The organism is Agrococcus sp. DT81.2 (assembly GCF_049844935.1).
GTDB lineage: Bacteria > Actinomycetota > Actinomycetes > Actinomycetales > Microbacteriaceae > Agrococcus.
The window spans coordinates 88,542-102,567 of record NZ_JBNCLZ010000007.1; the positions used below are offsets into that span (position 1 = coordinate 88,542).

The 14,026-nt window shown below is 71.8% G+C and carries 13 protein-coding genes; 3 read left to right on the top strand and 10 right to left on the bottom strand.

Annotated features, from left to right (window positions below; translation table 11 throughout):
• Window positions 1-5: 5 nt before the first annotated feature.
• Window positions 6-1,418, top strand: a complete 1,413-nt coding sequence (locus ACLQ21_RS13580) for an RNB domain-containing ribonuclease (RefSeq protein ID WP_425664493.1) — start codon at window positions 6-8, stop codon at window positions 1,416-1,418.
• A gap of 2 nt (window positions 1,419-1,420) precedes the next feature.
• A complete protein-coding gene (locus ACLQ21_RS13585) occupies window positions 1,421-1,969 on the top strand; it encodes a GNAT family N-acetyltransferase (RefSeq protein WP_425664494.1) in 549 nt (182 codons plus the stop codon).
• Between the two features lie 22 nt (window positions 1,970-1,991).
• Here ACLQ21_RS13585 and rbfA read toward each other — a convergent pair whose 3' ends face one another.
• From rbfA to nusA, 4 genes are all read right to left on the bottom strand, one after another.
• Entirely contained in the window at window positions 1,992-2,426 is a 435-nt protein-coding gene (gene rbfA / locus ACLQ21_RS13590; protein ID WP_425664495.1) for a 30S ribosome-binding factor RbfA, read from the bottom strand.
• 64 nt (window positions 2,427-2,490) lie between these two features.
• Window positions 2,491-5,211 carry a translation initiation factor IF-2 gene (gene infB, locus ACLQ21_RS13595; protein ID WP_425664496.1) on the bottom strand — a complete coding sequence of 907 codons (2,721 nt, stop codon included), beginning with the start codon at window positions 5,209-5,211 and terminating at the stop codon, window positions 2,491-2,493.
• 70 nt (window positions 5,212-5,281) lie between these two features.
• On the bottom strand, window positions 5,282-5,587 hold the full coding sequence (locus tag ACLQ21_RS13600) for a YlxR family protein (protein WP_425664497.1): 306 nt from the start codon (window positions 5,585-5,587) through the stop codon (window positions 5,282-5,284).
• Window positions 5,584-6,573, bottom strand: coding sequence for a transcription termination factor NusA (gene nusA / locus ACLQ21_RS13605; RefSeq protein WP_425664498.1), 990 nt, complete (start codon window positions 6,571-6,573; stop codon window positions 5,584-5,586). The genes ACLQ21_RS13600 and nusA overlap by 4 nt, the downstream gene beginning before the upstream one ends.
• A gap of 90 nt (window positions 6,574-6,663) precedes the next feature.
• Here nusA and ACLQ21_RS13610 point away from each other — a divergent pair, with 90 nt between their 5' ends.
• A complete protein-coding gene (locus ACLQ21_RS13610; protein ID WP_425664499.1) occupies window positions 6,664-8,136 on the top strand; it encodes an alanine/glycine:cation symporter family protein in 1,473 nt (490 codons plus the stop codon).
• Here ACLQ21_RS13610 and ACLQ21_RS13615 read toward each other — a convergent pair.
• Genes ACLQ21_RS13615 through ACLQ21_RS13640 form a run of 6 tightly spaced genes read right to left on the bottom strand, consistent with a single transcriptional unit; the run spans window position 8,133 to window position 14,020 of the window.
• A complete protein-coding gene (locus ACLQ21_RS13615; protein ID WP_425664500.1) occupies window positions 8,133-9,896 on the bottom strand; it encodes a proline--tRNA ligase in 1,764 nt (587 codons plus the stop codon). The two genes, ACLQ21_RS13610 and ACLQ21_RS13615, sit on opposite strands and share 4 nt — an antisense overlap.
• 49 nt (window positions 9,897-9,945) lie before the next feature.
• Window positions 9,946-10,680 carry a hypothetical protein gene (locus tag ACLQ21_RS13620; protein WP_425664501.1) on the bottom strand — a complete coding sequence of 245 codons (735 nt, stop codon included), beginning with the start codon at window positions 10,678-10,680 and terminating at the stop codon, window positions 9,946-9,948.
• Entirely contained in the window at window positions 10,677-11,669 is a 993-nt protein-coding gene (locus tag ACLQ21_RS13625; protein ID WP_425664502.1) for a VWA domain-containing protein, read from the bottom strand. The genes ACLQ21_RS13620 and ACLQ21_RS13625 overlap by 4 nt, the downstream gene beginning before the upstream one ends.
• Window positions 11,666-12,655, bottom strand: coding sequence for a vWA domain-containing protein (locus ACLQ21_RS13630; protein WP_425664503.1), 990 nt, complete (start codon window positions 12,653-12,655; stop codon window positions 11,666-11,668). The genes ACLQ21_RS13625 and ACLQ21_RS13630 overlap by 4 nt, the downstream gene beginning before the upstream one ends.
• Entirely contained in the window at window positions 12,646-13,146 is a 501-nt protein-coding gene (locus ACLQ21_RS13635; protein WP_425664504.1) for a hypothetical protein, read from the bottom strand. The genes ACLQ21_RS13630 and ACLQ21_RS13635 overlap by 10 nt, the downstream gene beginning before the upstream one ends.
• Complete coding sequence (locus ACLQ21_RS13640; protein ID WP_425664505.1) at window positions 13,133-14,020, bottom strand: DUF58 domain-containing protein; 888 nt, start codon at window positions 14,018-14,020, stop codon at window positions 13,133-13,135. Before ACLQ21_RS13640 ends, ACLQ21_RS13635 begins: the two co-directional genes overlap by 14 nt.
• Window positions 14,021-14,026 lie beyond the last annotated feature (6 nt).

The window sequence follows — 14,026 nt, forward strand, 5'->3', positions numbered from 1 at the left end:
CTCGCATGCCGGCACGACATGCGCGCCTGACCGATGCGAGCGACGAGCTCGCCGCCGCCCTCGCGGCGATCCGCGACGAGCTCGGGCTCACCGCCGAGTTCCCGCCCGAGGCCGAGGCCGAGGCGGCCGCCTTCGCCGCCGACCCGCAGCTGCCGGAGGCCGATCAGACCGGCGTCGCGTTCGTCACGATCGACCCGGAGGGGTCGACCGATCTCGATCAGGCGCTCCACCTCGAGCGGGACGGCGACGGCTTCGTCGTGCGCTACGCGATCGCCGACGTGCCCGCGTTCGTCGCTCCGGGCGGTGCGATCGACACCGAGGCGCGGCGACGCGGGCAGACGATGTACGCGCCCGACGGCCGCGTGCCGCTGCACCCTCCGGTCGTGAGCGAGGGCGCCGCGAGCCTGCTCGAAGGGCAGGAGCGCGGGGCCTACGTGTGGACGATGCGCCTGGATGCGGCAGGGGTCGTCACCGGGACGACGCTCGAGCGCGCGCGAGTGCGCTCGCGCGCGCAGCTGACCTACGTCGAGGCCCAGCGGCGCGTCGAGGCGGGCGACGCCATGCTGGGGCTGCTGCGGGTGATCGGCGAGCTGCGCATCGCGCTAGAGGAGGCGCGCGAGGGTGCGAGCCTCGACATGCCGGAGGAGCAGGTCGTGCGCGAGGGCGATGACTATCGCATCGAGCGCCGCGAGCTGCTGCCCGTCGAGCGCTGGAACGCGCAGCTCTCGCTCCTGACCGGCATGGAGGCCGCGAACCTGCAGCTGCGCGCGAAGCGCGGCATCCTGCGGACGATGCCGGTGCCGCCGCAGGGCGACGTCGAGCGCTTCCGCACCGAGGTGCGGGCGATCGGCGAGGAGTGGGCCGAGGGCGAGCACTACGGCGCGTTCCTTCGTCGCCTCGACCGCTCGAAGCCGACGACGCTCGCGATCCTCCAGGCCGCTCGGCGGCTGTTCCGCGGCGCCTCGTACACGGTGCTCGACGACGAGTCGGTCGGCTCCGAGCTCGAGCAGGCGGCGATCGGGGCGCCGTACGCGCACACCACCGCACCGCTGCGGCGGCTCGTCGACCGATTCGTGCTTGCGCACTGCGAGGCCATCGCGAACGGTCGCGAGATCCCCGCATGGGCCGCGGATGGGCTCGCTGGGCTGCCCGAGATCATGCAGCAGTCGGGACAGGTTGCGTCGCGGCTCGAGCGCGAGTCGATCGACGCGGTCGAGATCGCGGTGCTGCGCCACCGGATCGGCGACGAGTTCGACGCCGTCGTGGTCGAGGTGCGCAAGGAGGGCGCCACGATCCAGCTGATCGACCCGCCCACGGAGGCGGCGTGCGAGACGGCGGCGGAGCCGGGCACGCGCATCCGGGTGCGGCTCACGGAAGCGGACCTGGCGGCGCGGCGGCTCCGCTTCGCCGAGGCGTGAGCGTGCCGGCGCGCATCCGCAGCGCGACGGCGGAGGACGCCACGGGCGTCGCCGTGGTGCACGTGGAGACGTGGCGCGAGGCGTATCGCGGCCTGATCGACCAGTCGGTGCTCGATGCGCAGCGGGTCGAGCGTCGCGCCGAGATGTGGACGCGATGGATCGACCGCTCGCTCGCCGGGCGACCGAGCTACGGCGATGGCGGTGTCGCGCACTCGATGCTCGTCGCCGAGCTGGCCGGCGACATCGTGGGCTGGGCCACGTTCGGCGAGGGACGCGACCGCGGGGACACCGATCGCGGCGAGCTCGCGGGCCTCTACGTGCTGCCCTCGTGCTGGGGGCTCGGCCTCGGCCACTCGCTCATCGAGCGCGCGGAGCTTGCGCTGCGAGACGAGGGCTGGCGCGAGGCGTACCTCTGGGTGCTGCACGGCAACGAGCGGGCGGCGCGCTTCTACGAGCGCCACGGCTGGCATGCCGACGGCGCCGAGAAGATCGGTGCCGCGGGCGGCGCGACGGGGCTGCGCGAGCTGCGGCACGTGCGGCGGCTCGAGTGACCGCCGCACGCGCCGACTCGCGCTAGTCCTCGTCGGCCTCGCGGGGCTTCTTGTACGGGTCGGCGTCGCCGGCGTACTGGGCGGCGGCCGCGGCGCGCTGCGCCTCGGCGTCGCGCACGCGCGCCTCGTCGAGCAGGTGCTCGATCGACGCGGCGCTCTCGGGCAGCGCGTCGAGGATGAACTCGATCGACGGCGTCAGCCGCAGCGTGAGCCCCTTGCCGATCTCGCGGCGCACGACGCCCTTCGCGCTCGCGAGCGCCTTGGCCGTCTCCTCGCGCTCCTCGTCGGTGCCGTACACCGTGTAGAAGATCGAGGCGTGCTGGAGGTCGCCGGTCATGCGCACCGCGGTGATGGTGACGAAGCCGAGCCGCGGGTCGCGGACCTCGTGCTCCAGCGCGCGCACGGTGATCTCGTGGATGCGGTCGGCGATCTTCCTCGCCCTGGGGTTCTCTGCCATGTGATTCCTCCGGTCCTAGAGACAGGAGTGGGGCGACCGCAGCCGCCCCACTCCCGATTGCGCGTCAGACGCGCGGCTTCTCCACCATCTCGGTGGTCTCGATCTCGTCGCCGATCTGCAGATCGTTGAACTTGCCGAGGCCGATGCCGCACTCGAAGTCCGTGCGGACCTCGGTGACGTCGTCCTTGAAGCGACGCAGCGACTCGATGGCGAGGCCATCGGCCAGCACGACGCCGTCGCGGATGATCCGCGCCTTGGCGTTGCGGGTGATCGTCCCCGAGCGCACGATGCAGCCGGCGATGTTGCCGAACTTGGACGAGCGGAAGACCTCGCGGATCTCCGCGACGCCCGACTGCTTCTCCTCGAACTCCGGCTTGAGCATGCCCTTCAGCGAGTTCTCCACGTCCTCGATGGCCGCGTAGATCACGTTGTAGAAGCGGATGTCGACACCCTCGCGGGCGGCGCGCTCTCGAGCCTTCGGGTCGGGGCGCACGTTGAAGCCGATGATGACGGCCGAGTCGACGGTCGCCAGGTTCACGTCCGACTCGGTCACGCCGCCGACGCCGCGGTGGATGATCCGCAGGTCGACGGAGTCGTCGATCTCGATCTTCATGAGCGACTCCTCGAGCGCCTCCACGGCACCCGACACGTCGCCCTTGATGATGAGGTTGAGCGTCTCGACCTTGCCCTGCTCGAGCGCCAGCTTGAAGTCCTCGAGCGACAGGCGCTTGCGGGCCTTCGCCAGCTGCGCGTTGCGCTCCACGGCCTCGCGCTTCTCAGCGATCTGGCGCGCGGTGCGGTCCTCCTCGGTGACGATGAAGCTGTCACCGGCGCGCGGGACGCTCGAGAGACCCTGCACCTGCACGGGCATCGACGGGCCGGCCTCCTGGACCAGCTCGCCGCGGTCGTCGACCATCGCACGGACGCGGCCGTAGGCCGTGCCCGCGACGATCGCGTCTCCGACGCGGAGCGTTCCCGACTGGATGAGCACGGTCGCCACCGAGCCGCGGCCCTTGTCGAGCCTCGCCTCGATCGCGACGCCGCGAGCCTCCTTGTTGGGGTTGGCACGCAGGTCGAGACCGGCGTCCGCGGTGAGCAGCACTGCCTCGAGGAGCTCCTCGATACCGGTGCGCGCGAGCGCGGAGACGTCGACGAACATCGTGTCGCCGCCGTACTCCTCGGTGACGAGGCCGTACTCGGTGAGCTGCTGGCGCACCTTGGCGGGGTTCGCGCCCTCCTTGTCGACCTTGTTCACGGCCACGACGATCGGCACGTTCGCCGCCTGCGCGTGGTTCAGCGCCTCGATCGTCTGCGGCATGATGCCGTCGTCCGCCGCGACCACGAGGATCGCGATGTCGGTCACCTGCGCACCGCGGGCACGCATGGCGGTGAACGCCTCGTGGCCCGGGGTGTCGATGAAGGTGATCGCGCGGTCCTCGCCCTCGTGCTCCTGCCAGACCTGGTAGGCGCCGATGTGCTGCGTGATGCCGCCGGCCTCGCCCTCGATGACGTTCGCACCGCGGATCGCGTCGAGCAGGCGCGTCTTGCCGTGGTCGACGTGACCCATGACGGTGACGACGGGCGAGCGGTAGACGAGGTCCTCGTCGGTCTCGTCCTCGAGCTCCTGCTCGAGGTCGATGTCGAAGCCCTCCAGGAGCTCCTTGTCCTCGTCCTCGGGGCTGACGATCTGGATGCGGTATCCCAGCTCGGCGCCCAGCAGCTCGAAGGTGGCCTCGTCGAGCGACTCCGTCGCCGTCGCCATCTCACCGAGGTGGAACAGCACGGTCACGAGGTCGCCGGGGCTCGCGTCGATCTTCTCGGCGAAGTCGGCGATGGATGCGCCGCGGCGCATGCGCACGACGGTCGTGCCGTCGCCGCGACGGACCTTGACGCCACCGATCGACGGCGCCTCGCGCATCTCGAACTCGAGCCGCTTCGTCCGCTTGGACTTGCGGGACTTGCCCTTGGCGCCGCCCTTGCCGAACGCGCCGGCAGTGCCGCCGCGGCCACGGCCGCCGCCGCCGGGACGACCCGCGAACGCGGGACCGCCACGGCCGGGAGCGCCGGGGCCGGGAGCGCCCGCACCGGCGCGCTGGAAGCCGCCGCCGCCGGGACGACCGCCGGGACCGGGACGACCAGCGCCACCGGGGCGCGGAGCACCGGGGCGAGGAGCGCCAGGACGCGGAGCGCCGGGACGCGGAGCGCCCGGGCGGGGAGCCACGGGGCGGGGGCCGCCGGGGCCCGCCTTGCTCGTGAACGGGTTGTTGCCGGGGCGCGGTCGGCCCATGCCCTGGGCGGACGCGAACGGGTTGTTGCCCGGGCGAGGGGCGCCGGGGCGACCCATCGGGCGCGGGATCGCGCTGCCGGTCGCGCCGCCGTCGTCACCCTGCGCGGGCGCAGCGGGAGCTCCCGCCGCGGGCGTCGCGGGAGCGGGAGCCTCTGCAGCGGGTGCGGGCTCGGCCTTCGGCGCGGGCGCCGGGCTCGGTGCCGCCTTGGGGGCCGGAGCCAGGGTCGGGGCTGCCGGGGCCGGCGCGGGGGCGGCGGCCTTGGGGGTCGCTCCGCCGGGCTTGGCCTGGGTCTTCGCCGGCGCCTTCGCGGCCGCAGCCGCGGGCGCGCTGGCGCCGCCCTCGGCCGCGAGCGCGGCCTTGAGCTTGCGGGCGACCGGGGGTGCGATCGCCGAGGCGGGTCCCTTGACGAACTCGCCCATCTCCTTGAGCTTGGCCATTGCGACCTTGCTCTCGACGCCGAGCTCGGCGGCGATCTCATGCACGCGTGGGTTTGCCACTTCTCTCCTGTCCTGGTCCGCCCAGGACAGGGCGGACTATAAGCTGACGGGTCTCATTTCGAGCTGCTCATCAGTTGTCCATGTGCCGTTCATTCCTTCGGTCGGGGCTCGGGTCGAGCCCGTCCTGTGCCCATCGTGCGATGGGCGAGGTATCCAGGTGCTTGTCGCGCAGCGCCCGTGGGATCGCGCGGAGCGCGCGTTCCGCGCACTGCTGCGTCGGATGCACCCACGCGCCACGGCCGGGAAGCCGGCGATCGAGATCGACGACCGCCGCTCCGCCTGCGCCCACGATCCGCACGAGTTGTGCGGGTTCAGTGCGCGCGCGACAGCCAAGACACGTACGGATGGTCACGAGTCTAGCGCACGACCCGCTCACTCATCCATCACCGAATCGGGCTGGATGTCGATCTTCGCGCCCGTGAGCTTCGCGGCGAGGCGGGCGTTCTGCCCCTCCCTGCCGATCGCGAGCGACAGCTGGAAGTCGGGCACGAGCGCGCGCACGGCCCGTGTCTTCTCGTCGAGCATGAACGCATCCGACACGCGGGCGGGGCTCAGCGCGCTCGCCACGAACGACGGCAGGTCTTCCGAGTAGTCGACGATGTCGACCTTCTCCTCGCCCAGCTCCGCCTGCACGGCGCGCACGCGGGCGCCGAGCTCGCCGATGCACGCGCCCTTCGCGTTGATGCCGGGCTGCGTCGCGCGCACGGCGATCTTCGTGCGGTGGCCGGCCTCGCGGGCGATCGCGACGATCTCGACGGCGCCCGAGGCGATCTCGGGCACCTCGAGCGCGAACAGCCTGCGCACGAGCGACGGGTGCGTGCGGCTCACCGTCACCTGCGGCCCGCGCTGGCCGCGCTCGACCTTCGTGATGTAGACGCGCATCCGCTGGCCGTGCTTGTACTCGGCGCCGGGCACCTGCTCCTCGGGCGGCAGCAGCGCCTCCATGTCGTCGCCGAGCTTGACGTGCACCATGCGCGGGTTCGTGCCCTGCTGCACGATGCCGGCGATGATGTCGCCCTCGCGGTCCTTGTAGGCGCCGAGCACCGTCTCGTCGCTCTTCTCGCGCAGGGCCTGGAAGATGACCTGCTTGGCAGCGGATGCGGCGATGCGGCTGAAGTCGTCGGTGGTCGCGATCGACTCGCCGATGCGGTTGCCGTCCTCGTCGAGCTCGGGCTCGTACAGCGTGACCTCGCCGGTCGAGCGGTTCACCTCGACGCGCGGCTGCGGCGCGCTGGGGTCGGGCTTCTCGCCTGAGCGGACGTGGGCCTGGAGGATCGCCTGCTCGATGATGTGGATCAGGGCGTCCGAGGAGATCTCCCGCTCGCGCTCGACGGTCTTCAGCACGCTCAGATCGATCTTCACTTGTGGGCTCCTTGTTCGTCTTCTGCCGGCACGGGATGCCGACCGATCATTCTACCGCGCGCCGCGGTCGCCGGGAATTAGGCTGTGGCGATGAGCTTCGACGACATGGTGCTGACGACCGGCGACTTCTGGTGGACGTGGGTCGTCCTGCCGGTGCTCGCGCTGCTGGGCATCTACTTCACCGTCCGCACCGGCGTGGTGCAGCTGCGGCTGCTGCCCGCGATGTTCCGGGTGCTCACCGACAAGACCCCGAAGGCGCGCGACGGCAGCGCGCAGTCGGTGTCGTCGTTCCAGGCGTTCACGATCTCGGCCGCGAGCCGCGTGGGCGTCGGGAACATCGCCGGCGTCGCCACGGCGATCGCGATCGGCGGCCCTGGCGCCATCTTCTGGATGTGGACGATGGCCTTCATCGGCGGCGCCTCGTCGTTCATCGAGTCGTCCCTCGCGCAGCTGTACAAGCACCGCGACGCCGACGGCTTCCGCGGCGGGCCGGCGTACTACATGCAGCGGGGGCTCGGCGCGCGCTGGATGGGCATCCTCTTCGCCGTCATCCTCATCGTCTGCTTCCCGTTCGCGTTCTCGTCGCTGCAGGCGAACACGATCGTCGCCACGGTGACGTCGACCGTGGGCTCCGACGCGGCGTGGCTGCCGTGGGCGATCGGCCTGGTCGTGGCCGTCCTCACCGGCCTCATCGTCTTCGGCGGCGTCCGTCGCATCGCGAAGGTGACCGAGTCGCTCGTGCCCGCCATGGCGCTGCTCTACCTCGTGCTCGGCCTGATCATCGTCGGCATGAACATCACCGAGGTGCCCCGCGTGATCGGCGAGATCTACGCAGGCGCGTTCGGCTTCCAGCAGCTCGCGGGCGGCGCGATCGGCACGATCATCATGCAGGGCGTCAAGCGCGGCATGTTCTCGAACGAGGCCGGGCTCGGCTCGGCCCCGAACGCCGGCGCCTCCGCGGCCGTCACGCATCCCGCGAAGCAGGGACTCGTGCAGACGCTCGGCGTCTACTTCGACACCTTCCTGGTGTGCTCGATCACCGCGTTCATCATCCTCGTCTCGACGCCCGACCTCACGGGTGCGGAGGGCGGCATCGGACTCACCTTCGACGCCGTGACCGGAGAGCTGGGCGCATGGGCGGGGATCGCGCTGTCGCTCATCGTCTTCCTGCTCGCCTTCTCGTCGATCATCGGCAACTACTACTACGGCGAGTCGAACATCGAGTTCATCACCGAGAGCCGGGTCGCCCTCACGGTCTACCGCGTGCTCGCCGTCGTCGCGGTGCTCGGCGGCTCCGTCGTCGCCACGGCCACCATCTGGAACACCGCCGACCTGCTCATGGGCGTCATGGCGATCGTCAACCTCGTCGCCATCGGTCTGCTCTCGGGCGTCGCGTTCAAGCTGCTCCGCAACTACGACGAGCAGCGGAGGGCGGGCAAGGACCCGGTCTTCACGCGCGACATGCTGCCCGAGGTGCGCGGCGTCGAGGTCTGGGAGGACGTCGAATCGGTCACCGGCCAGTGGTCGGCGGTCCCGGCCCCCGACGCGGACAGGGCGCGCTAGCGGCCGAGCGCGCCCTCGAGCGCGTCGAGCGCGACCTGCTGCCGCTCCCCCGTCGCCCGATCCCAGACCTCGACGAGACCGGCGGTCGCGTCGCGGCCGACGATCACGATCTGCGGCACGCCGATGATCTCCGCGTCGCCGAACTTCACGCCCGGCGAGACCTTGGGCCGGTCGTCGAAGAGCACCTCGAGGCCGCGCGCCTCCATGCCGGCCACGACCTGCTCGGCGACGTCGAAGGTCGCGGGGTCCTTGCCGGTGGCGACGACGTGCACATCGAACGGCGCGATCTCGCGCGGCCAGACGATGCCGCGCTCGTCGTGCGACTTCTCGACGATCGCGGCGAGGTTGCGGGTGACGCCGATGCCGTAGGAGCCCATCGTGACGGTGACGAGCTTGCCGTTCTGGTCGAGCACCTTGAGCCCGAGCGCCTCGGCGTACTTGCGGCCCAGCTGGAAGACGTGGCCGACCTCCATGCCGCGCTCGAGCGTCACGGGGCCGGAGCCGTCGGGCGCCGGGTCGCCGTCGCGCACGTCGGCGGCCTCGACCCATCCGTCGCCGACGAAGTCGCGGCCGGCGACGAGCCCGAAGACGTGCCTGCCCGGCTCGTTCGCGCCGGTGATCCACGCGGTGCCGTCGACCACTCGCTTGTCGAGCAGATAGCGGATGCCGGTGGCGGCCTCCTCGCCGAGCACGGCGCCGCTCGGCGACCACGGGCCGATGTAGCCCTTCACGAGGCCGGGGTTGGCCTTGAAGTCGTCGTCGTCGGCCGCGGTGACGTCGGCCGGCTGGAAGGCCACCTCGACGCGCTTCTGGTCGACCTCGCGGTCGCCGGGCAGGCCGATGACCACGAGCTCACGGCTGCCGTCGAGGTGCGTGAGCCGCAGCACGACGTTCTTGAGCGTGTCGGCGGCCGTCCAGGGCCGGCCGTCCTCGCGCGGGAAGCGGGCGTTCGCGTCGGCGACGAGCGTCTCGATCGTCGGGGTGTCGGGGGTGTCGCGCACGACCGCGTCGGGCTGGCCCTCGACGGGCACCCGCTCGGGGGCGACGGTCTCGAACGCCTCGACGTTCGCGGCGTACCCGCCGGCGGAGCGCACGATGGTGTCCTCGCCGACCGGTGTGGGGTGCAGGAACTCCTCGGACTTCGATCCGCCCATCGCGCCGGCGTCGGCGGAGACGATGACGTACTCGAGGCCGAGGCGCTGGAAGATGCGCTCGTACGCGTCCCTCTGCCGCTGGTAGGAGGCGTCGAGGCCGGCGTCGTCGACGTCGAACGAGTAGGCGTCCTTCATCGAGAACTCGCGGGCGCGCAGCAGGCCGGCGCGGGGCCGCGCCTCGTCGCGGTACTTGTCCTGGATCTGGTAGATCGTCAGCGGCAGCGCCTTGTAGCTCGAGACGAGGTCCTGCACGAGCAGCGTGAAGACCTCCTCGTGCGTGGGCGCGAGCAGGTGGTCGGCGCCCTTGCGGTCCTGCAGGCGGAAGATGCCGTCGCCGTACTCGGTCCAGCGGCCGGTGCGCTCGTACGGCTCGCGCGGCAGCAGGCCGGGGAAGAGCACCTCCTGGGCGCCGGCGGCCGTCATCTCCTCTCGGATGACGCGCTCGATGTTGCGGCGGACGCGCAGGCCGAGCGGCAGCCACGAGTAGAGCCCGGCGCCGGCGCGGCGGATGTAGCCCGCGCGCAGCAGCAGCCGGTGGCTCGCGACCTCGGCCTCGGCCGGGTCCTCGCGAAGGGTGGTGAAGAAGAGCTCGGAGAGGCGGATCACCCTGCGAGTCTAAGTGGGCCCCAGAGGGCCCGTCGCACCAGCCGCGCGGTCACCAGGGCCGGTCGACGCTCGGGCCGCCGCCGTCCTCGTCGCGGCCGTCCTGGTCGTACTGGTCCTGCTGCTGCTGCTCGCCCTGCGCCTCCTGGTTCTGCTCCTCGAGCAGGTCCTCCGGCGTCTGCGGCTCGCCGTCGCCCTCGCCCTCGCCCTCCTGCGACGACGCGTCCTCCAGCTTCTCCTCGATGCGCGGTGTGGCGGCCTGGAACTGCTCGGCGGTGTCGGCCTCGCGGGGCAGCGGCTCGTCGCGGCAGCCCTCCGGGAGCCCCTCGATGATCCCGAGGGCCAGGAGGTAGAAGTCGTTCGCCGACTGCCGGTCATCGGCCTCCCTGGCGACGTCGCCCTGCTTCTCGATCGCGGTGACGAGCGAGGCGACGATCACGCAGTGCTCGTGCATCCGGCCGGCCGTCGTGGGCTCGCCGTGCAGCACGAGCGACTCCTCGAGCTTCGCCCTGCCCTCCTCGAGCGAGCCGGCCATCACCAGGTTCACGCCGAGATCGAACGGCGCCTTCCACGGCTCGATCCAGTTCCACAGCTCGAGCCCGCGGGCGGACTCGGCGCCCTGCGCATACGCACGCCCCTCGAAGCGGTCGATCGCCGACTGCGACAGCACGTTGACGCTGATGAGCTTCGTCGAGACGACGAGCACGGCGAGCGCGACGGGGATGAGCCCGACCATGAGCCACCAGCGGAGCGTGCGGCGCTGCCGGTCGGTGAGCACGCGGCTCATCGCGCGCCCTCCCTGCTCAGGAAGCCCCGGGTCGCGCGCAGCGAACGCGCGAGGCTGAGCCCCTCCCAGGCGAGCAGCAGCGCGATCGGCACGCCGAAGATCCACGCCACCTCGAGCCGCGCCTCCTCGGTGCGGTCGAGGTTCGCCTCGCCGTCGGCGGCGGCCATCGGGCCGAGCGCATCCGTGATCGGCAGGCCGGGCGCGCGGTGCAGGTAGGTGATGCCGAGCTGGTCGGCGATCGCGCCGAGCTGCGCTTCGTCGATGCGCGAGATCGCGTCGCCGCCGCCGGGATCCTGCAGGTACTGCTCCTGCACGGCCGGGTCGAAGCTCGACACCCGCATCCTGCCGCCCTGCTGCGTGCCATAGCCGAGCACGAGCCCGCGGTCGACGAGCGGAGCGACGTCGTCGAACGACTGCGGCGGCTGCTGGGCGGTGTGCTCGCCGTCGCCGAGGTAGAAGACGATCGCCGGCGAGTCGGGCTCGGCCGCTTCGGTGCGCTCGAGCTCGGCCTTGAGCAGGTCGTGCGCGATCGTGACGGACGTGCCGCGCGACTGCTGGGCGATCTCGGGCCGCAGCGCGCGCACCATCTCGATGATCGCGGAGCCGTCGTCGGTGAGGGGGACCCGCAGGATCGCCTCCGAGTCGAAGGAGATGACCGAGAGGTCGGCGCCCGCGAAGGCGCGGGCGATCTCGACGACGTCCTCCTGCATGCCGACGAGTCGCGGCTCGCTCCCCCAGTCCTCGGCGGCGATGGACTGCGACGTGTCGACCATGATGAACACCCTCGCCTGGATCGTCGCGGTCGGCACCTCGCCGCCGGGCACCGCCGGCCGGAACGCCATCGCGACCGCGAGCAGCACGAGCAGCGAGCGCCGCAGCCACGCGAGCCGGCGGCCACGGCCGGTGGCTAGCTGCCAGCCGCACACCGCGAGCGCGATCGCCGCGAGCACGAGCACAACGACGGGGAGCGTGGGGTGGAAGGTGATCACAGTCGCACCCTCGCAGCGATGAGACACACGGCGGTGGCGAGCACGAGCACGACGAGCGGCAGCGAGCCAGGGCGGTCGATGATCTGCACCTGCGGCGGCGTCTCGATGTAGCCGGCCTCGATGGCGTTGATGCGGTCGACGATCTGCGGCACCGTCTGCGCGAAGTCGAGCGCGAAGTAGGCGCCGCCGGTGCCCTCGGCGACCTCCCGCAGCTCCTGCGACGCCATGTCGCCGCCGAAGTCGAACGGGTTGATCGCGTACACGCGCACTTCGTTGTCCACGGCGAGCTGCCCTGCTTGCGGGAGCGAGAAGATCTGCTGGCCGTTCACGACGTTGTCGGTCGCGAGGATGATCGACCGCGGCCGCTCGCTCGCCTCGAGGTCGGCGAAGTCGAGCACGCACGAGGCGAGGCCGTCGCCGACGAGGGAGGCGCCGAGCCCGCTCGCGGTGCCAGCGAGGTAGTTGAACTGCTCCTCGGGGCCGAGCGTGCCGCTCAGCGCCCGCTCGTACCGGCCCAGCTGGGCGGCGATGTACTCGTAGTCGCTTGTCAGCGGGAACGCCATGACGCTCGAGGCGTCGAAGATCCGCATGCCGATGCGCTCGCCGCCGAGCTCGGAGGCGATCTGCTGGTAGACGCCGAGGATCTCGGCGTCCACCTCGACCATGGAGCCCGAGACGTCGAGGCACAGCATGATGTCGCGCTTGTAGTCCTCCTCCTGGTTGGCGCTGATGCCGGAGGGCCGGGAGGCGATCGCGCCCGCGACGCCGACGCCGACGAGCGACGCGAGCAGCGCGGCGCCGATCCACAGCCGGTAGCGCAGCAGCGCGCCGCGGAACGCGCCGAGCGACGTCATGCGGTCGACGTGCGCCACCGGCAGGCCGCGGCCCCGCTTGCGGCGGGGCAGCCACAGCCCGAGCACGGCCAGCAGCACGCCGATCCCGCCCAGTATCGGCAGCACCCACGGCCACAGCAGCGTTACATCCACGTCGCCACCACCTGCCGCGCGGCCTCGATCGCCGCATCCGGGTCGTGCTTCGCCGCGCGCCGGAACGACGACGGGTAGTACTGCTCGATCGCGCCGTGCACGCTCGGGAGGTCCGCGCCCTGCAGGTCGCGCAGCGTCATGACCTCGGCGACGACGCCGGTCGACTCGTGGGCGAAGAAGCGCAGCACGAGGCTGAGCCGCTGCGCGAGGGCGCGCGCGTCGAGGTTGCCGTCGGCGTGCTCGAGCGCGACCTCGTCGATCATGCCGAGGTACTTCTGCTTCACGCTGCGCACGTCGACCGGGACGGGCGGCGGCGGCGGAGGCTCGAGGATGCCGCGCGGCCGCGTCCACAGCCACGAGAACGCGTAGGCGCCGAGCACGAGCAGCAGCGCGACCGTGCCGAGCAGCCACCACGGTCCGTAGCCGAAGGGTCCGTAGGTGTCGGGCGCGGGCAGCAGCGCCAGGTGGTGAGCGAGTTCAGCGGCGCGCACGTCGGTGCCTCTCGAGCAGCCGGAACAGCCCGCCGATCGCGCCGGCGCTGTCGCCGATGCGGACGGAGGCGATGCCGAGCGTGCGCAGGCCGGTCTCGAGCCGCGCGCGGCGCTCCGCGGTCGCCTCGTCGAACGCCTTCCGCAGCCCGCGGTCGCGGCGCAGGAAGGCCGGCAGTCGGACGCCCGAGTCGACGCCGACGAGCTCGCGGTGGTCGCGGTGGCGCGACATCAGGTCGGCGTCGCCGATCGACACCCAGAGCACCTCGTGGCGGGTGTGGAGGCGGCCGAGGTGCACGTCGAGGTCGTGCGTGTACGCGAGGTCGTCGGCGACCACGACGATGAGCGAGCGACGACGCATCCGCCGCACGGCCTGCGCGAGCACGCCCTCGAGGTCGGAGCGGGGCCCGTCGAGCGAGATCGCCTCGTCGACGCGCCGCAGCATGCGCTCGAGGTGCGACTCGGCGCCGCCCTCCGGCATGCTCTCGAGCCGCTCGGCGTCGCCCATCAGCAGCCCGACCCGGTCGCCGTGCCGGGTGGCGAGGTAGCCGAGCACTCCGGCGACGAGGATGGCGATGTCGCGCTTCGTCTCCCCCGACTCCGCGGTCGCCGCCATGTTGCGGCCGGAGTCGACGACGAGCAGCAGATTGTGCTGGCGGGAGGCGATGTAGCGCTTGATGAGCGGCACGTGGCTGCGCGCGGTCGCCTTCCAGTCGATGTCCTTGACCTCGTCGCCCGGCTGATACTCGCGCAGGTCGTCGAAGTCGTGGCTGCGGCCGTGGTGGATCGAGGCGTACTCGCCGTCGAGCAGCTCGAGCGTGCGACGGTGCGCGTGGATCGACATCGTCGTCTTCACCTTGCGCAGCCGTCGTTCCATGACGGG

Coding starts and splice junctions, on each gene's coding strand:
- ACLQ21_RS13580 (WP_425664493.1), top strand. CDS start 6: ATGCCGGCACGACATGCGCGCCTGACCGATGCGAGCGACGAGCTCGCC.
- rbfA (WP_425664495.1), bottom strand. CDS start 2,426: ATGGCAGAGAACCCCAGGGCGAGGAAGATCGCCGACCGCATCCACGAG.
- ACLQ21_RS13610 (WP_425664499.1), top strand. CDS start 6,664: ATGAGCTTCGACGACATGGTGCTGACGACCGGCGACTTCTGGTGGACG.
- ACLQ21_RS13620 (WP_425664501.1), bottom strand. CDS start 10,680: ATGAGCCGCGTGCTCACCGACCGGCAGCGCCGCACGCTCCGCTGGTGG.
- ACLQ21_RS13640 (WP_425664505.1), bottom strand. CDS start 14,020: ATGGAACGACGGCTGCGCAAGGTGAAGACGACGATGTCGATCCACGCG.